The sequence below is a fragment of the Gardnerella bretellae genome, assembly GCF_048545135.1.
Lineage (GTDB): Bacteria > Actinomycetota > Actinomycetes > Actinomycetales > Bifidobacteriaceae > Bifidobacterium > Bifidobacterium greenwoodii.
This window is the reverse complement of sequence record NZ_JBKQXU010000005.1, coordinates 19,208-37,356: the sequence shown is the minus strand read 5'-3', so window position 1 is coordinate 37,356 and position 18,149 is coordinate 19,208. Positions and strand designations below refer to the sequence as shown.

The window sequence follows — 18,149 nt, the reverse complement described above, 5'->3', positions numbered from 1 at the left end:
TCAGTTCTCCTTGAATGGGAAACCGAGGTGCTTAAGCAAAGACTTGGCCTCCACATCGTCCTTGGTGGTAGTCACCACGGTGATGTCCATACCACGCTGATGATCAATCGAGTCAGGATCAATCTCATGGAACATAGACTGTTCCGTAAGACCGAAGTTGTAATTACCCTGACCGTCAAACTGGTTGCCGTTAATACCACGGAAATCGCGGATACGAGGCAAAGCCAGAGTAAGCAAACGATCCAAGAATTCCCACATACGATCGCCACGAAGGGTTACGTAAGCACCGATAGCCTGGCCTTCGCGCAGATGGAACTGTGCAACAGACTTCTTTGCCTTAGTGACCTTTGGCTTCTGGCCGGTGATCAAAGTGAGATCCTTAATCGCACCTTCGATGAGCTTGGAATCACGTGCTGCAGCGCCGACGCCCATAGAGACGACAACCTTCTGTACACGAGCCACCTGCATAGGATTGGTGTGGCCAAATTCCTTCTCCAAGGCTGGAACGATTTCATCCTTGTATTGTTGCTTTAAGCGCGGAGTTGCCGGCAACTCAACTGTAGTATCGGTCATGCCAGCTCCTTTCCGGACTTCTTGGCGACACGCACGCGCACGGTCTTAACCTTGCCGTCACGAGCCTCTTGCTTAACAATCACGCCGACGCGAGTAGGCTGCTTGGTTTCTGGATCAATAACCATCACGTTAGAGCGATGGATTGGAGCCTCAACCGAAACAATGCCCGACTGCTGACCCTGCTGGGTGGCGCGAACGTGCTTCTTAACGACCTGAACGCCTTCTACGACTAAACGGTCGTCGGCAAGTACGCGAAGTACTTTGCCTTCCTTACCGCGATCCTTACCGCGGATAACCTTCACCTGGTCGCCGGACTTAATCTTGGCTACCATATCAGATCACCTCCGGGGCAAGGGACACAATCTTCATGAAGTGCTGATCACGCAATTCACGACCGACTGGTCCGAAGATACGAGTGCCTTTTGGTTCACGGCCAGAGCCGAGAATGACGGCGGCGTTCTCATCGAACTTAATATAGGAACCATCGACACGGCGATGTTCCTTGACAGTACGGACGACGACAGCCTTAACTACGTCGCCTTTCTTGACCGACCCGCCAGGGATCGCGTCCTTGACGGAGGCGACGATGATGTCGCCGATGCCGGCATAGCGTCGCTTCGATCCACCGAGCACGCGGATGGCAAGTAATTCCTTAGCACCCGTGTTGTCGGCGACATGAAGCCGCGTTTCCTGCTGAATCATTGATTCTCCTTAGCCGAGCTGGTTCTCCCCACTCACCTGTGCCTGCCCAAAGAACAGACACAGGTGAAGCGCGGAGCCTTGCCGAACTTGTTTACTTGGCGCGCTCGATAATCGAGTCGAGACGCCAACGCTTGGTCTTGCTCAGGGGCCGAGTTTCCATAATACTCACGAGGTCGCCAATATGTGCCTCGTTGTGTTCATCATGGGCTTTGACCTTGCGGGTGGAGCGAACGACTTTACCGTAAAGCGGGTGTGTCGAACGCTGCTCCAGCTCAACGGCAATCGTCTTGTCCATGGCCTCGGACACGACGTAGCCGCGACGAACCTTGCGGAAGTTGCGCTCTTGGTTCTCAGCCATGCTTACTTCTCCTTGACCTCAGTGGCGCCAGGCTCTTGGCTGATGCCGAGTTCACGCTCACGCAGGACAGTATACATCCTGGCTATGTCGTGCTTGACCGCCTTGAGGCGAGCGCTGTTTTCAAGTTGACCAGTTGCTGCCTGGAAGCGCAAGTTAAAAAGCTCTTCCTTGGACTTCTTCAAGAAGCCTTCAATTTCAGCATTGGTCTTCTCGTTCAAATTCTTGATGGTGTAGTCTGCAGTTCCGACTGGCATCAGATGTCACCGCCTTCACGCGCAATAACGCGGCATTTCATTGGGAGCTTATCGATAGCGCGGCGCAAAGCCTCGCGAGCGATGTCCTCAGAAACACCACCGATCTCGAACATTACGCGTCCTGGGTGGATGTTGGCAATCCAGAATTCTGGAGCACCCTTACCGGAACCCATTCGCGCACCAAGCGGGTGCTTGGTTAATGGACGATCTGGGAAGATCGTAATCCACACACGACCGCCACGCTTAATGTAGCGGGTCATTGCGATACGAGCTGCCTCGATCTGTCGGTTAGTGATGTAGGCCGGAGCCAGCGCCTGAATACCGAAATCGCCGAAAGCAATCTCGGTGCCACCCTTAGACATGCCGCTACGGGTAGGACGGTGCTGCTTACGATATTTAGTCCTCTTTGGGATAAGCATCTGCTCACTCCTTCGTTTCCGTTGCGGCAGGAGCTTCAGCAGCTGCAGCTTCAGCTGGCTTTTCAGCCTGTGCTTCAGCAGCCTTCTGCTGGTTAGCAGGACGTGCGCCACGACGTGGACGACGATCGCCACGACGGCCTTCACGCTTACCCTGCTGAGCCTGCTGCTCTTCAAACTCACGCTCGGTCATATCACCCTTGTAAATCCAGACCTTAACGCCAATACGGCCGTAAGTGGTCTTAGCTTCAAAGAAGCCATAATCAATAAGGGCACGAAGGGTCTGCAGTGGAACGCGACCCTCACGATAGAACTCAGAACGGCTCATTTCGGCGCCACCAAGACGACCGGAGAGCTTAATACGAATACCCTTGGCACCAGCGCGCATAGCATCCTGCTGTGCTTTACGCATAGCACGACGGAATGTAACGCGGTTTGTCAACTGTTCCGCAATTCCCTGAGCAACCAACTGAGCGTCAAGTGCAGCATTCTTCACCTCAAAGATGTTGAGCTGTACTTGCTTGCCTGTGAGCTTCTCCAGCTTTGCACGAACGCGCTCAGCTTCAGCACCACGACGGCCGATAATAATACCTGGACGAGCGGTGTGAATATCAACACGAACGCGATCACGAGTGCGCTCGATGACGATACGAGATACGCCAGCACGCTCGAGGTCATGGCTCATTTCCTTGCGAATCTTGTCATCCTCAAGGACGAAGTCACGATAACGCTCGCCAGCCTTGTTGGAGTCGGAGAACCACTTAGAACGATGATTCTCGGTGATGCCCAGGCGATAGCCGAAAGGATTTATCTTCTGACCCATCTTTAGCGGGCTCCTTCCTTAAGCGAGACGATAACGGTGATATGGCTTGTGCGCTTGTTAATGCGCGCAGCGCGACCCTGTGCACGAGCGCGGAAACGCTTAAGCGTTACACCCTCATCCACGTAGGTTTCCTTGATGACCAAGTCCTGCTCACGGAATGGTTCACCGGCTTTTTCAGCCTTTACGCGAGCGTTAGCGATCGCGCTTTCAAGAACCTTGCGCACCGGCAAAGATGCGTCCTGAGGAGCAAACTTCAAAATGGTAATAGCTTCGCTTGCACGCTTGCCTCGGATGAGGTCGACCATGCGGCGAGCCTTGCGCGGCGTCACGCGGACGTGACGAGCGATTGCTTTAGCTTCCATGTGTCCTAACTCTCCTTTAGCGGCGTGCCTTTTTGTCGTCCTTCACATGACCCTTGAAGGTCTTGGTTGGGGCGAACTCACCGAGCTTATGACCAACCATGGCTTCGGTAACGAATACCGGCACATGCTTGCGGCCATCGTGTACGGCAAAGGTGTGTCCAATGAAATCAGGAGTGATCATCGAACGACGCGACCACGTCTTAATGACGTTATGCGTGCCCTTGTCGTTTTGCTCGTCGACTTTCTTCTGCAAGTGGGCGTCGACGAAAGGGCCCTTCTTGATGCTACGAGTCATCTATTCGACACTCCCTTACTTGCGGTTCTTACCATTCGGGCGACGACGAACAATCATCTTGTTCGAAGCCTTCTTTGGACGACGTGTACGAACCTCGCCCTTGCCCCATGGAGAAACTGGCGGCTTGCCACCACGGGTACGACCACCATGTGGGTGGTCCACAGGGTTCATGGATTCGCCTCGAGTGATTGGCCTACGACCAAGCCAACGAGCGCGACCAGCCTTACCAAGTTCAATGTTGGCGTGATCAGAATTACCAACTTCGCCAATCGTAGCGCGGCAACGAGCGTCAACGTTACGAATTTCGCCAGATGGCATACGCAACTGAGCGTAAGCGCCATCCTTAGCGACGAGCTGAACAGCAGCACCAGCGGAACGAGCAATCTTTGCGCCACCAAGTGGACGAAGCTCGATTGCGTGAACCACAGTACCGGTTGGAATATTCTTCAGAGGCAGGTTGTTGCCTGGCTTAATATCAGCCTGAGCACCAGTCTCAATAACGTCACCCTGGGCAATACCTTCAGGAGCGATAATGTAGCGCTTCTCACCATCTGCGTAGTGCAGCAATGCGATGCGAGCGGAACGGTTAGGGTCATACTCAATATGAGCGACCTTTGCTGGCACGCCATCCTTGTCCCAACGCTTGAAGTCGATGAGACGATACTGACGCTTGTGACCGCCGCCGCGATGGCGAGAAGTCATGCGGCCGTAAGAGTTACGACCACCAGTCTTGCTGAGTTTGCGTACCAACGATTTTTCAGGCGTAGAACGCGTGATCTCGGCAAAATCCGAAACCGAAGCGTTACGACGGCCTGCAGTCGTTGGCTTATAAACGCGGATAGCCATAATATAGTATTCCTTTACTTTTCTCGGCTAGCCTTCAGTTACCAAAGATGTCAATCGTTTGACCTTCAGCCACGGTGACAATAGCGCGCTTCTGGTTCACACGACGGCCGAAACCGGTGCGAGAGCGCTTCAACTTGCCAGCGCGGTTCAAAGTGTTAACGTTTGTCACCTTGACCTTGAAGATTTCTTCGATAGCCTGCTTGATCTGAACCTTGTTAGCACCTGGAGCCACTACGAAAGTGTACTGACCACGATCAGAAGCTGCATAACTTTTTTCAGAAACAACTGGCTTAAGAATTACGTCATGTGCTGGGTTATGGACTGCGACCATTTAAATCAGGCCTCCTTAACGACAGGCTCGGTCTTAGCAGCAACGAAGGCTTCGAAGCCTTCCTTGGAGAAGACGACGTACTGAGCTGTAACAACATCGTAAGTGTTGAGCTGATCAGCGAAGATCACGTGAACAGTTGGAATGTTGCGTACAGACATCCACTCATTGATGTTCTCACGAGAAAGAACAACAGTAGTGAACTGGTTATTGGTCACAGGGGTAAGTGCTGCAACAGCTGCCTTGGTGGATGGAACATCCTTAATACCAAAGTCAACTACAGCAATACGTCCAGCATTTGCACGATCCGAAAGAACGTAACGAAGAGCAGCTGCCTTCATCTTCTTCGGGGTGCGCTGATCGTACTTACGAGGAACTGGACCGTGAACAACGCCACCATGTACCCACTGTGGAGCACGAATGGAACCCTGGCGAGCACGACCGGTGCCCTTCTGCTTCCATGGCTTCTTACCGCCGCCGGAAACATTAGCACGATTCTTCACAGCATGAGTGCCCTGACGAGCAGCAGCAAGCTGAGCGATTACGACCTGATGAACCAGTGGGCCGTGAGCCAAAACGTCTTCGTTGGAGATGCCGAAAATTTCAGCAGGAGCTTCAACGGTTCCGCTTGCCTTGCCCTTAGTATCAGTGACGTTCAGAGTTACGTTTGCCATAATTATCAGGCTCCCTTCACTGCCGAACGGACGAGAACGATTGCGCCCTTAGGACCTGGAATAGCGCCCTTAATAGCGAGAATGCCGTTCTCGACATCCGAAGAAACGATGGTGAGGTTAAGCGCGGTGGAAGTCACATGACCCATGCGACCAGCCATACGCTTGCCCTTCAAAATGCGGCTTGGAGTTGCGCAAGCGCCCACAGAACCTGGGCGACGTTCGTTCTTGTGCGAGCCGTGAGTACGACGATAGGACTTGAAGCCCCAACGCTTAATAGTGCCAGCAAAGCCCTTACCCTTGGTAGTGCCAGTGACATCTACTTCAGAACCCTCAGCGAACAATTCAGCAGTCAATTCCTGACCTGGCTGATAATCTGCTGCGTTCTCCGTGCGCACCTCAGCGAGGTGACGACGAGGAGTTACACCAGCCTTTGCAAAATGACCGGCCAATGGCTTGGTCACCTTGGTAGGATCAATCTGGCCATAACCGAGCTGTACTGCGCAATAACCGTCAGACTCTACAGTCTTTACAGCGGTAACTACGTTAGTAGCAACTTCAACCAGAGTTACGGGGACGAAGAAGCCGTTTTCATCCCAAACCTGCGACATACCCAGCTTGCGGCCAAGCAATGCAGTGCGATTCATATTATGCGACATTTTCTCCCCCTTCCTACAGCTTAATCTCGATGTTTACATCCGCAGGCAGGTCAATGTGCATCAAAGAATCCACAGCCTTTGGCGTTGGATCTACGATGTCAATGAGGCGCTTATGAGTGCGCATCTCGAAATGCTCGCGAGAATCCTTGTATTTATGAGGAGAACGGATAACAACAAACACGTTCTTCTCGGTCGGCAGAGGAACCGGACCCACCACTGTGGCGCCCGCGTTCGTCACCGTCTCGACGATTTTCTTCGCCGATTGGTCGATGACCTCATGGTCATAGGACTTAAGCCTGATGCGGATTTTCTGTCCCGCCATTGCCGTCCGCCCTTTCTAGCGATTCGTTTACTGTTTACCAACCTGAATTCAAGGGCACCGGCGAGAATAAGCCCCTAGGGCAATTCCACATCAGTGCGCGGCATCAAAAACCTATTCATACAAAAAAATTCGATTCAAAGTTTTTGCTTCCGCGCTCGCTTTTTTTAATTACAATATGCGAGCCTTAAAACAGGCAACTAAGTAATTAAACCATCAACCTTCGATTATTAAAAACCGGGCGTGTCGGCTATTTTCCAACAAAAAATGGCAGAAACTACAATTAGTTTAGCTTCTGCCATTATTAACTAAATACGCAAATAATTACGCGGCTTCACGCTCCAAACGCATGCGATGGCCTTCTTCTTGAGAAACACCATAATATGCAGCAATAGCAATATCCTTCATATCCTCAATTTGCGGAATACGAGGATTTGCAGGAGCGCACTGATCTTCGTAAGCGCGCATGCCAATATTGTCAAGTATCGACCAGTAGTATTCTTCGTCTACGCCACAAGCCTTAAACGAAGCGTCCATTCCAAGCTTTTCATTTCGATACTCTTCAACAGCGCGAGCAAGATTTTCCACGCCTTCTTCAGGGGTTTTACCAGGATCTACACCAAGATTCTTAGCAATCTCCTGATACCTTTCAAGCGCAATATAATGATTGTACTTTGGCCAGCTAGTTGGCTCTTGCGGAATCTGACCGTTGTAGCGAATAACATAAGGCAGCAAAATTGCGTTCGTATGTCCGTGTACAACATGGCACAAAGCACCAATAGTATGAGCCATAGCGTGGCACATACCTAAGAATGCGGAACCAAATGCCATTCCAGCCATAGTAGCGGCATTGTGCATTTTTTCTTGCGCCTCAACCTTGCGCTGAGAATCTTCACAATTCACAGAATCGTTGAGATTTTCCCAAATAAGTTTCGAAGCATGCAATGCCATAGCGTCCGTGAAATCATTCGCGTAAACAGACACATAAGCTTCCATAGCGTGAGTTAAGGCATCAAAACCAGAATCGCACGCCAAACGACGAGGCTGCGTACGAGCTAACACAGGATCTACGATTGCAACCGTTGGAGTCAAAGCGTAATCCGTAATAGGATACTTGTATCCAGTCTTGTGATCTGTAATAACAGCGTAAGGCGTAACTTCAGATCCAGTTCCGGAAGAAGTTGGTATGCAAACAAGCTTAGCTTTGCCACCAAGAGGCGGAATCTTAAATGCGCGCTTACGAATATCGAAGAACTTTTCGCGCAAATCAGCGAAAGAAATCTCCGGATGCTCGTACATAAGCCACATAATCTTAGAAGCATCCATTGGAGAACCGCCACCAACAGCAATAATTGTGTCTGGCTGGAATTCGTCACGCATCATTGCAGCGCCACGCTCAACCGTTTCAACGCTTGGCTCAGGCTCAACGTAATCAATAATGCGGAAAGTAACGCGATTGTCTCGAGCACGAAGCTGATCAATAATCTTATCTACTACGCCAAGCTGCTCCATAACTTTATCGCACACAATAACTGCGCGCTCAACGCCGTACATATCCCTCAAATAACGAATAGCATTCGGCTCAAAATAAGTTTTAGCCGGAATCTTGAACCATTGCATATTATTATTCCTTCGTGCAATACGCTTAATATTAAGAAGATTTATAGCCTGTACGTTGCCAGAAACGGAATTTCCACCGTAAGATCCGCAGCCAAGAGTGAGCGAAGGAGCAATAGCATTATAAATATCTCCAACGCCACCAAGAGATCCAGGAGAATTCCAAACAATTCTGCAAGCATGCATACGAACGCCATATTCGCGCACAAGATCTTGATTATTTGTGTGAATTACAGCAGTGTGGCCAGCTCCGTGCACAAGCATCTGCTCACACATCTTAAAGCCTTGTTCTTTATTTTCAGCGCGAAGCATTGCGTGAACAGGAGCGAGCTTTTCCATAGTAAGCGGCTCCATCTCGCCAACTTCTTTGCACTCAGCAACTAAAATCACAGCATCTTCTGGAATTTCAAATCCAGCTTCGTGAGCAATATATTGAGGAGATTTTCCTGGAACAGTGGAGTTAAGTTTTGGCGTATTTCCAGAATATGCAGTGCAGCCAAACATATATTGCTCAAGCTTAGCTTTTTCATCAGCATTAACAAAATATGCTTTCCTGCGCTTCAATTCGCGAAGTAATGGCTCATATACGTCCTTATTCGCAATAATTGCCTGTTCGGTTGCGCAAATCATTCCGTAATCAAAATGCTTTGAAAGAATTAAATCGTTTGCAGCACGCGAAATATCAACATCACTGTCAACATATGCAGGAGCATTTCCAGCGCCAACACCAAGAGCTGGCTTTCCAGAAGAATACGCAGCTTTTACCATTCCAGGACCGCCTGTTGCAAGAATGGTTGCAATCTTCGGATGCTTCATTAACGCGCCAGTTGCAGCAATAGAAGGATGCTCAATCCACTGAATGCAATCTTTTGGCGCACCCGCAGCCACAGCAGCATCACGAACAATTCGAGCTGCTTCAGAAGAGCACTTTTGCGCGAAAGGATGGAATCCAAAAATAATTGGGCAGCGAGTTTTTAGCGCAATAAGAGACTTAAAAATGGCTGTAGAAGTTGGGTTTGTAACTGGAGTTACACCTGCAACAATACCAACTGGCTCAGCGATTTCGTCAATTCCAAGAACATCATCTTCGCGAATAATTCCAACTGTTTTCTGTCCTGCCAAGTAATGCGTAATATGTTCGCATGCAAAAATGTTTTTTGTTGCTTTATCTTCAACAAGACCGCGCCCAGTTTCGTCAACAGCCATTTTTGCAAGAACCAAATGCTTATTTAGCGCTGCAACAGATGCTTTAGCTACAATATGATCAATTTGTTGCTGATTAAGCTTTTCAAATTCATCTAAAGCATGTGATGCTTTTTCAACAAGTTGATCAACCTCTTGCTGTGCTGCCAATTCAACATCATCGACGGTTTTAGACTCTGTTTCGGCCTTATTCTGTGCCTCAACCATGAGTAGTCCTCCTTGATCTTTACCAACGGCATTAATAACGACGTTAATAACGACGTTAATAGCAAATATTTTTTGCCTGTTGTTACTCACAGTAAGTAAATATGTGATACAAGTCACAATTTAGCCGTTTTACTGTACTTTTGCATCTTTGCAGCGAGTTGCGCTATTTATGATTGAGCACGGTAGAGTTATGTTCGTTTTTTGAGTACTTTTGCTTACTTTTACGTTCGTTTTATTTTTTTATATAGATTTTGATATTTAGATTTTGTTAGATTTTGATATACAAAAATGGCCCCAAGCAAAAGCCTGAAGCCATTTTGTAAAATATATATTCTGCGAAACTTAACGCTTCGAGAACTGAGGCGCACGACGTGCCTTGTGCAAACCAGCCTTCTTGCGTTCCACAACGCGAGCGTCGCGAGTCAAGAAGCCAGCCTTCTTCAAAGCAATACGGTTTGCATCGCGATCGATGGAATTCAATGCACGAGCAACACCCAAGCGAATAGCACCAGCCTGGCCGGTAGTGCCGCCGCCGTCAACGAGGACTACGACGTCGAACTTGCCTTCAAGCTTGAGCAACACGATTGGTGAATTCACTTCGCGCTGCAATAAGCGAGATGGGAAGTACTCTTCCAAAGTGCGACCATTGATGGTCCACTTACCAGAGCCTGGAACCAAACGTACACGAGCAACAGCTTCCTTACGACGACCAGTGCCGTAGCCTGGCTCGATTGCGGAAGTGCCGGTGCCTGCACCAGCGTTAGTTTCAGTAGTGTAGCTAGTCAGTTCTTCTTCGTTTTCAAGAACCGCGGAGTTGTTATTTTCTGCCATATCTATTCTCCTTGATCTCACTTAGCCTGCTGAGAGACCTGAGCGATCTCGAAGACCTGTGGCTTCTGCGAAGTGTGCGGATGCTCAGCGCCAGTGAACACACGAAGGCGGTCAAGCTGCACCTTAGCAAGACGATTCTTTGGAAGCATGCCCTTGACAGCAGCCATGATAATACGCTTTGGATTCTTCTCCAAAAGCTCTTCATAGCTATCACGACGAAGGCCGCCTGGACGACCAGAGTGGGAATACAGTTCCTTGCTCAACTTATTGCCAGTCAAAGCAATCTTTTCAGCGTTAATAATAATAACGTGATTGCCAGAATCAGCATGAGGAGCAAACGTTGGCTTATTCTTACCACGCAGCAAGATTGCTACCTGAGAGGCCAAACGACCAAGTACCACGTCAGTGGCATCGATGATGTACCAGTCATGAGTCAAATCTGCTGGTTTCGGTGTGAAAGTCTTCACAATCGTACCTTTTCTCTATTGTGTTTCGAGCGTTGTATTTTCTTGGTTTATAGAAAATACGTTACTCATAATCCGTGGGCTCCCTGAAAGTCCTCGATGGCGAGTGGGAAAAGCGCTTTGAAGGACCCCTTAGGGAAACACAACAATCTGCAAGTATATCGCCAAGTGACGACTACTTGCAAGTGTCTATTTTATATAAGGCTGAGACGAATACAAAACAAATTGCTCAACAAATTGCTAAACAAAATAAATCACAAGATGTTATGCATTCATAATCGCAGCAAGCGAGCGCACACGAGGCAAATCAAACATAGTATCCAAAGACACCGGATTGCCGTCACCATCAGCTAACGGAATACGCCAATTCGGGTACTCATCATTAGTTCCAGGCTGATTTTGCGCACGATACTCACCAACTGCATCAACCAAAGAAGCAGCAAGCAAACGTGAAGGAGCATCCTTCAAAGCACGATACAACGCCTCAATAATCTCCTGAGTATGAGCATCCTCATCCTCAAGCAACTGAGCATCCAAATAACCGCCCTTAACTAACATGCGCATCATGGCACGATGCTCTGCTTCAGCTCCAGCGCGGAATTCTTCAACAGAACCCGTAAGCAAGTGCAAACGCTCACGAATATTAACCTGCTCATAGCGCAAATAACCAGCAGCAGGAGGTAAATCGTGGGTATTTACAGAAGCAAGTGTCATTTCGCGCCACTTATCTGGAGAACGGAATTCACCATCTTGCACCTCGAACCATTCAACCGTGCAACCAAGCACAGCCTTCTTGCGCAGCACATCCAAAGCATTTGCAGGCAAAACACCCAAATCTTCGCCAACAACTACACCGTGAGCGCGAGCGGCTTCGATTGCCAAAATGCCAAGCATAATGTCAGCATCGTAGTAAACGTAAGCACCACCACTTGGAGCTGAACCTTCTGGAATCCACCATAAGCGGAAAAGTCCAAGAATGTGATCAATTCGCACAGCACCAGCTGAAGCAAACATTCCATGAACCATATCTCGGTATGTTTTAAAACCAGTGCGCTCAAGCTCAAACGGATGCAGTGGAGGCTGTGACCAATCCTGGCCCTGCTGATTGAAGTAATCAGGCGGAGCACCAACGGTAGCGCCGTTAGCAAATCTCTCTGGATTCCACCAAACTTCAGATCCTGCAGGATGCACACCAACAGCCATATCTGACATAATGCCAATTTTCATTCCAGCAGCACGTGCAGCAACTTGAGCATCATGCAATTGCGTAAAAGCAACCCATTCAAGCCAACGATAAAACTCAAGAGTATCCGGGAAGCGCTTAGCTAATTCGCGCACTTGGTCAGAATCTTTAGTAAGAGTCTTCTCCCAGCAATCGTCACCCTTTGGAGCACCCCACTTGTCGTAGCAAAGGCACCATGTGGCATAGGATTCAAGACGCTCGCCCATTTCCTGCTTAAACTCGTCAAAAACGCGAGTGCGATTTTCTGGCATGCCAGCCTTGAAAATCAGCCAAAGTGCGCGCATTTTCACTCGCCACATAGAATCTCTATCAATGATTTGAGCATCGTTATTAAGAGGATCTACCTGGGCATGTAATTTTTCGACTTCTTTTCGAGTTTTATCGTCCAACGTAGCGTACTCAGGAATACTTTCTGGACGAATATACGTTACGTTTACCATTCCCCTAGCAACTGGCAAGTACGGAGATGGTGTAAGTGGAGTCACAGGCTCACCTGCATGCATTGGGTTAATTAACACAAAGTCAGCGCCAGTTTTTTTCTTAGCTTCAGCAAGAAGAGTTGCTAAATCTGCAAAATCGCCAACACCCCAAGACTTTGAAGAACGGATTGAATAAAGCTGAGCCATCCATCCCCAAAGCTGCTCACCGTTTGCTTCAAGAGAATCAAGTGTAGTTATGCTTTCTGGAGCACTAATAAGTGTTGCTTCTTCTTGACGCTCTCCAACAGTTACTCGCAAAGTGTGGTAGCCCATTGGCAAATCTTCAGGAATTTTAATTAAAGACGTAGCTACAAACTTGCCATTTACAGGGTATGCAGTGGTGTTATCGTTAGGTACGATTTCTAATTCACCCTCATACTGTTCGCCGTTTTCCAACGTAATAGTTGCCACCGGATACTCAAGGATTCCAGTATTCACAGTTACTTCATCGCACTTTCCAACAGTATGTAAAACCGTTGGAGCAACAATACGCCCGTGACGGTAAGTCAAAACATCTTGCATAGATTTTTCTATTGCAGCATCGCTAGAAGCATCTACGCCTAATGCGGCTAAAACAGACACCAATACGTTATCTTGAATTTCATGTTCTTTATTGTCGGAACCAACGTAACGCACACCTACGCCCATTAATTCTGCTAGGCGATGCAGTGGCGACGCTTCTGTCACTTCTTCTGTTTTATTATTCATGTGTTCCATTATTCGCGAGAGCAACGACCGCGCGCCGCCAAAGCTACATCTTCCGACTTGTCGTTGCACAAAGTTTGCAAAACATTCTGCGGAACTCCAGGATTTAGCGCAACTGCTCTACGCACCATAGTCGCCAATACGCCTGGAGCGTTTTCTTCTATACTTACTCCAAGAGATGCAAGATATTGCAAGGTTTTCGCGCTTACACCATCTACTTGTGCACCTTCTAAACGCATTTTCCAAGATGCTTTTGGATTACACAATGCGGCATCGCGAACTTTAGGGCAAGAATCTTTTGTAAGTCTTCCAACTAACCAATTTTTAGCATCGTGATTTTCAGCAACAGCTAAACGCACATCGTCGGATGCGTCTTCCGAAAGTTTCACTAGTATATTTGGGAATGGCATTGAAGTAGCTAAGTAGATTCTGTCTTCTTCTGGAGTATTTGCGTTTCCAGCAACAGCTTCTAGTAAAGAAGTGGCCCTAGAAAACGCGGCTTGATCAGACCTATCTGGCAACTTACGTCTAGCAAATTCGTGAAGTTCTGCAGAATCCTCACTATGGCGCAAATGCTCATATACTGCGGTTAAAGGCTCATATTCTGCATCATTATTTGACTGCTCTTGATTATTCGTACTCATAAAATCACCTTTAACGCTTTATGTCGATTAGCTTATTATTTAGAGTACCATCTGCTTTCGGCACAACACTTCAGGAACAACACTTCCAGAAAAAGCATTTTTAACTAGCAAAAGAAATTCTTCCGATTTATAAGTTGGTACGGAAATATTTAGAGTAATATCAACTCCATAATTTTCGCTGTCAATTATGCCTTCTACTTGATTGACTATATGCTGCAACATGCGCAATTGCTGGTATTTAAGATTGCAAGCAAAACTAACGCAAGAAACAATATCTACGATTTTTGCTGCTGCAACCGCCATACTTGCAGACTTAGCATAAGCTCGCGTTAATCCGCCCGAGCCAAGTAAAATACCGCCAAAGTAGCGCGTTACTGTTACTACGCAATCGGTTAAATTCGCTGAGCGTAAAACATCAAGTATTGGTTTTCCAGCTGTTCCGGAAGGCTCGCCGTCATCGCTCATTCGTTCGCATAATTGCGCTCCACGCATTCCGCATATAGCAGCATACGCAACGTGACGCGCTTTAGGATTCGCAACTTTAACCGACTGCACAAAATCCAGAGCTTCATCAAGAGTTGTTACATGACAAATATTGCCAATAAATTCTGATTTTTTCTCAACAAACGCATCATGCGCAGGATTAGAAGAATCTTCTTGCACTGTGCGTAAAACAGTATGCAAAACAGTATGCGAAACAGTATGCGAATCTGGCACTATATACTAGGCCTTTTCGTAGCGAAGCAAACGATCAATAATCTCAGTAACATCTTCCATTGCTTGCTGTGCGCCTTCAGCCGTGCCTGTTTCAACAGCACGATGTATATCACTATTGACATGCTCACGCGCAGTCAGCACAGCTAAAGAATGCAATGCAGCTGTTGCAGCAGAAAGTTGCATAAGAACATCTTTGCACTCAGCATCTTTCTCAATCATAGTATTGATAGCACTAAGCTGCCCTTGCACTCTATGCAAGCGTACTAACAGTTTATTTTTATCAATATCATAATCTTTCATTGCTGCTCCCTCTTCTATAAAAGCACAGTAACATATATGTCATAACGTCATACCCAATATAGTACAAGTTGACATACTACTCATATTATGCGCAAATTGTAAAGTAATTACAACAAAAATTTGACGCGCTAATCATATTTTTTGAAAAATTCATAAGATTAACGCGCCAAATTCCGAATATTCCTAGGAATAATTACTATACCAATCTACGTTTCAATTGGCGAGCACCACCGTGACGCGCATTGTCGAATTTGCGTCCGTGTCTAGGAATTACAGCAACAAATCGCCCTAGGAACATTCCACTAGCGAATGTTAGTGTTGTTAGTGAAAGAAGCATTACAGTCGCGCCCGAAACGCCAGTAACAGCCAGTGAAGATGGGTTTGTATTTGTTATTTCACCACTATCATCTTTATCTAATCTGTTATCCGACAATTCATCCAAATTGTTCGGAGTAGACTGTGTATTACTTTTTCCACTCTTATCGTTATTCCCATTATTGCCATCCGCAAAACCAAAATTCTTTAGATCAATTGGATAATTTGAATTTGCATCAGACTTACCGCCTGCACCGCCTTTACCACTTTTGTTGTTTTCGCCATTTACACCTTGATTGTCAAAATCATCTTGATCATCCTGATTCTGATCTCCATAAGAGCGCGCAGAATTATCCATTACCTGCACAGTTTCACCTTCTACACCCAAAACATGAGTAGCTAAAGGATGACCTTGAGCATCGAAAACTTCCGCCTTCCAATAAACAATTCCGTCGTGGTTCAAAGTAATATCCGCGGATTTAACGGTAATCGGAGATTTCTTGCTATCTTCAGATTGCTTATCCGTAATATTTACGCGCGACTCAGGCATAATCTCATCGCTTTGTGCAGATGTTACAGAGTTAGCAGCCGGTGAAGCATGAGGCGCATCAGTTGATTTTGCCTTTGCCTTTTCTTTTGACTTTGCTTTTCCTTCTGCATTAGACTTTAGCGAAGAAGACTTGGATTTATCGTTAGTATTATCGTCACCATACGCATATGCGCTAAACACTACGTAACTTCCCTTTGGAACATCACCGGTAATACGAGCATTGTCATGGAACTTTTCTCCAACCTGCACTTTATCGTCACTAACTCTAGTTGTCACAGATACAGGATGAACCAAAGTAGTTGGTTCTACATATGTGCGGCTCCACAAATTGTCGTACGCCGATTTATAAGCTACAGCGCGCGAAGATCCAGGAAAATCGTACACAAACACATACCAGCCTGAAGCACTATTCTTATCGGCACGAATATGCACGTTATTTTCCAAAACTTTCGGCTCAGTAGTAGACCTATCAGTTCCAGCAATAGGTCTAAGCGTAATATTTCCGTTGCCAATCTTGTACACGCCATTAACTGCAGGAACATCCCACTTAGCAATCAAACGATGATGACTATCTTCTTTTGGCTCTTGCGCGGACGGCTCGCCTTTAGATCCCGGCATATAATTTTCGTTATCTTTTTTAGTAGGATTTTCACTACCTGCACCGGCCCACCAAACGCGAATATGCGCTTTTTTATCTTCATTAAAGCCGTAACTGTTATTTCCCTTAAAAGATCCGTAAGTTTCAGGAAGACCTCTTACAGTAATCTCATTAACAATTTCCGTATTAAGCCCAACAGTTTGCTGCTTAGCAACAATATCTGAGCTCACAGTTGCTTGATGAACAGCCGTAGTGTCTGTAGAACCAAATAGCTGCACAACATCATCTTTCAAAAACTCTCGGTCAGATTTATTCTGAGAATCTCGAGAAATAATCCAAACCCATGTGCCAAACAAGCCTGCTTCTAAATCATTTACTTTATACGCTTCTGCTTTATCAAGATCAGATGCTGTAATATCGCCATTAGCGCGTTTTGCTACTGCAGTTATAGTTTCGCCAGAATTAGAGAAATTAGCTTTAGCCGCAGCAACTTGACGCAAATTAGGCATAGAGCGCATGCGATTCAAGTACTCTTTAGCAGATTCACCACTATTTCGCTGTTGAATATGCAAAATATCTTCAGCAGAACCTACAAAATAGTAGCCTTGCGCGCGAAGACGAACATTTTCTGGCCAAGAATCATTTCCCGCAACACCGCTAGTTACAGTACTATCTACCTGCTCTCCTGCACGCAGCTCATGCTTTGATATTTTCGACTTAAGCAACGGCTGGAAAGTTTTTTCTACACCAAAAGAAAAATCTTGCGGATACCACGTATTCTCAAAAGATCTAATCACATCTTGACCATCTGGAGAGAATAAACGTTCAGCTTTTGGAGCATTAAAAGAAACTTCAACTCGAGCGTTTCCAGCATCAAGTGCGTTCCAAGTAATATCTAAACCTTCTTTTTTAGATTTTCCTTCAAAAGACTCAGATCCGTTAGCAAATTTAATAAGATTATTTGAGGATTTTACTTTAATAGGTACTCCTCCTAAAGAATCTCCATTAGAATTTTGCAGACTAATATGCATTACACCAACGCGCTTGCCCTTAGTGTAATCATTTTTTAGCACAGCCTTAACCGGAGTTTCTTTAACACCCTGCTGCCACAACTCATCTGCCTTATTCCTTAAAGTTTCTGTTTCAACGCCTACAAATCCGTTTTCAACAACCTCCTTCCATCTATCTTGATTAATATCAAAACGACTATGAATCATAAACGCCAAAGCAGCCTGAGTTAGATCATCGTCATTGGTGTTGTGCGTTTTAATAATATTTGCAGCAATACGATAATCTTCACCATTCATCTGCTTAATATCGCCTTTGTAATCTATAAATACGGAAGATTCAATGCAAAAAATAGAATTCTTTCTACCTCCCCACTTATCCGTAACAGGACCGAGCCTTAGCCTTGCAAGCCTTTCACTTAGCCATTCAACAGTATTCGACTTTTTGTAATAATAACCCGTTAATTTATCGACAGATCCCATAGCAATTTGCGAACAAAGCACCGAAGGAACTAGTACTGCGGAAGTAAACAATGCCAACATTTTGCGAATATTTTTTTGTTTCATGAGGTTTCGCAATTTATTTGCACAACTAAAACTAGTATGCTTCCCCAAATATGTTTCCATAAAAATCTCCTTTAAGCCAACCCTTAATGCAATAGC

At 46.5% G+C, this 18,149-nt stretch carries 22 protein-coding genes; all 22 read right to left on the bottom strand.

Annotation, left to right across the window (positions count from 1 at the left end):
- Positions 1 to 573, bottom strand: a complete 573-nt coding sequence (rplE, locus tag ACJV7B_RS04980) for a 50S ribosomal protein L5 (RefSeq protein WP_004129048.1) — start codon at positions 571 to 573, stop codon at positions 1 to 3.
- On the bottom strand, positions 570 to 905 hold the full coding sequence (gene rplX, locus ACJV7B_RS04975; RefSeq protein ID WP_004129050.1) for a 50S ribosomal protein L24: 336 nt from the start codon (positions 903 to 905) through the stop codon (positions 570 to 572). Before rplX ends, rplE begins: the two co-directional genes overlap by 4 nt.
- 1 nt (position 906) lies before the next feature.
- Positions 907 to 1,275 (bottom strand): 50S ribosomal protein L14, encoded by a 369-nt coding sequence (gene rplN, locus ACJV7B_RS04970; protein WP_004129052.1) that lies wholly within the window; start codon positions 1,273 to 1,275, stop codon positions 907 to 909.
- Between the two features lie 91 nt (positions 1,276 to 1,366).
- A complete protein-coding gene (rpsQ, locus tag ACJV7B_RS04965; protein ID WP_004114365.1) occupies positions 1,367 to 1,633 on the bottom strand; it encodes a 30S ribosomal protein S17 in 267 nt (88 codons plus the stop codon).
- A 2-nt stretch (positions 1,634 to 1,635) separates the two neighbouring features.
- The gene (gene rpmC, locus ACJV7B_RS04960; protein ID WP_004129054.1) at positions 1,636 to 1,887 is read right to left on the bottom strand and encodes a 50S ribosomal protein L29; all 252 of its coding nucleotides are present in this window, start codon (positions 1,885 to 1,887) and stop codon (positions 1,636 to 1,638) included.
- Positions 1,887 to 2,306 carry a 50S ribosomal protein L16 gene (rplP, locus tag ACJV7B_RS04955; protein ID WP_004109684.1) on the bottom strand — a complete coding sequence of 140 codons (420 nt, stop codon included), beginning with the start codon at positions 2,304 to 2,306 and terminating at the stop codon, positions 1,887 to 1,889. The genes rpmC and rplP overlap by 1 nt, the downstream gene beginning before the upstream one ends.
- Positions 2,307 to 2,310: 4 nt before the next feature.
- Positions 2,311 to 3,126 carry a 30S ribosomal protein S3 gene (rpsC, locus tag ACJV7B_RS04950; protein WP_004129057.1) on the bottom strand — a complete coding sequence of 272 codons (816 nt, stop codon included), beginning with the start codon at positions 3,124 to 3,126 and terminating at the stop codon, positions 2,311 to 2,313.
- 2 nt (positions 3,127 to 3,128) lie between these two features.
- The gene (gene rplV, locus ACJV7B_RS04945) at positions 3,129 to 3,488 is read right to left on the bottom strand and encodes a 50S ribosomal protein L22 (protein WP_004105510.1); all 360 of its coding nucleotides are present in this window, start codon (positions 3,486 to 3,488) and stop codon (positions 3,129 to 3,131) included.
- A gap of 16 nt (positions 3,489 to 3,504) precedes the next feature.
- Positions 3,505 to 3,783 carry a 30S ribosomal protein S19 gene (gene rpsS, locus ACJV7B_RS04940; RefSeq protein WP_004114357.1) on the bottom strand — a complete coding sequence of 93 codons (279 nt, stop codon included), beginning with the start codon at positions 3,781 to 3,783 and terminating at the stop codon, positions 3,505 to 3,507.
- A gap of 15 nt (positions 3,784 to 3,798) precedes the next feature.
- Positions 3,799 to 4,629: a 50S ribosomal protein L2 gene (gene rplB, locus ACJV7B_RS04935; protein WP_004129060.1), complete on the bottom strand. Its 831-nt coding sequence runs from the start codon at positions 4,627 to 4,629 to the stop codon at positions 3,799 to 3,801.
- Between the two features lie 34 nt (positions 4,630 to 4,663).
- A complete protein-coding gene (rplW, locus tag ACJV7B_RS04930) occupies positions 4,664 to 4,960 on the bottom strand; it encodes a 50S ribosomal protein L23 (RefSeq protein ID WP_308582421.1) in 297 nt (98 codons plus the stop codon).
- Positions 4,961 to 4,965: 5 nt separating this feature from the next.
- A complete protein-coding gene (gene rplD / locus ACJV7B_RS04925) occupies positions 4,966 to 5,631 on the bottom strand; it encodes a 50S ribosomal protein L4 (RefSeq protein ID WP_004135723.1) in 666 nt (221 codons plus the stop codon).
- Between the two features lie 5 nt (positions 5,632 to 5,636).
- Positions 5,637 to 6,287, bottom strand: a complete 651-nt coding sequence (gene rplC, locus ACJV7B_RS04920; RefSeq protein ID WP_004135726.1) for a 50S ribosomal protein L3 — start codon at positions 6,285 to 6,287, stop codon at positions 5,637 to 5,639.
- A gap of 13 nt (positions 6,288 to 6,300) precedes the next feature.
- Entirely contained in the window at positions 6,301 to 6,609 is a 309-nt protein-coding gene (gene rpsJ / locus ACJV7B_RS04915) for a 30S ribosomal protein S10 (protein ID WP_003808013.1), read from the bottom strand.
- A gap of 321 nt (positions 6,610 to 6,930) precedes the next feature.
- A complete protein-coding gene (adhE, locus tag ACJV7B_RS04910; protein WP_004134278.1) occupies positions 6,931 to 9,633 on the bottom strand; it encodes a bifunctional acetaldehyde-CoA/alcohol dehydrogenase in 2,703 nt (900 codons plus the stop codon).
- Between the two features lie 342 nt (positions 9,634 to 9,975).
- Positions 9,976 to 10,464 (bottom strand): 30S ribosomal protein S9, encoded by a 489-nt coding sequence (gene rpsI / locus ACJV7B_RS04905; RefSeq protein WP_004129066.1) that lies wholly within the window; start codon positions 10,462 to 10,464, stop codon positions 9,976 to 9,978.
- Positions 10,465 to 10,481: 17 nt separating this feature from the next.
- On the bottom strand, positions 10,482 to 10,931 hold the full coding sequence (gene rplM, locus ACJV7B_RS04900) for a 50S ribosomal protein L13 (RefSeq protein ID WP_004129067.1): 450 nt from the start codon (positions 10,929 to 10,931) through the stop codon (positions 10,482 to 10,484).
- A gap of 261 nt (positions 10,932 to 11,192) precedes the next feature.
- Positions 11,193 to 13,358 carry a 4-alpha-glucanotransferase gene (gene malQ, locus ACJV7B_RS04895; protein ID WP_419389106.1) on the bottom strand — a complete coding sequence of 722 codons (2,166 nt, stop codon included), beginning with the start codon at positions 13,356 to 13,358 and terminating at the stop codon, positions 11,193 to 11,195.
- A gap of 8 nt (positions 13,359 to 13,366) precedes the next feature.
- Complete coding sequence (locus ACJV7B_RS04890; RefSeq protein ID WP_419389105.1) at positions 13,367 to 13,999, bottom strand: AbrB family transcriptional regulator; 633 nt, start codon at positions 13,997 to 13,999, stop codon at positions 13,367 to 13,369.
- 39 nt (positions 14,000 to 14,038) lie between these two features.
- Positions 14,039 to 14,716 (bottom strand): IMPACT family protein, encoded by a 678-nt coding sequence (locus ACJV7B_RS04885; protein WP_419389104.1) that lies wholly within the window; start codon positions 14,714 to 14,716, stop codon positions 14,039 to 14,041.
- A 6-nt stretch (positions 14,717 to 14,722) separates the two neighbouring features.
- A complete protein-coding gene (locus tag ACJV7B_RS04880) occupies positions 14,723 to 15,016 on the bottom strand; it encodes a metal-sensitive transcriptional regulator (RefSeq protein WP_419389103.1) in 294 nt (97 codons plus the stop codon).
- A 196-nt stretch (positions 15,017 to 15,212) separates the two neighbouring features.
- The gene (locus ACJV7B_RS04875; protein WP_419389102.1) at positions 15,213 to 18,113 is read right to left on the bottom strand and encodes a peptidase; all 2,901 of its coding nucleotides are present in this window, start codon (positions 18,111 to 18,113) and stop codon (positions 15,213 to 15,215) included.
- Between the last annotated feature and the right edge of the window lie 36 nt (positions 18,114 to 18,149).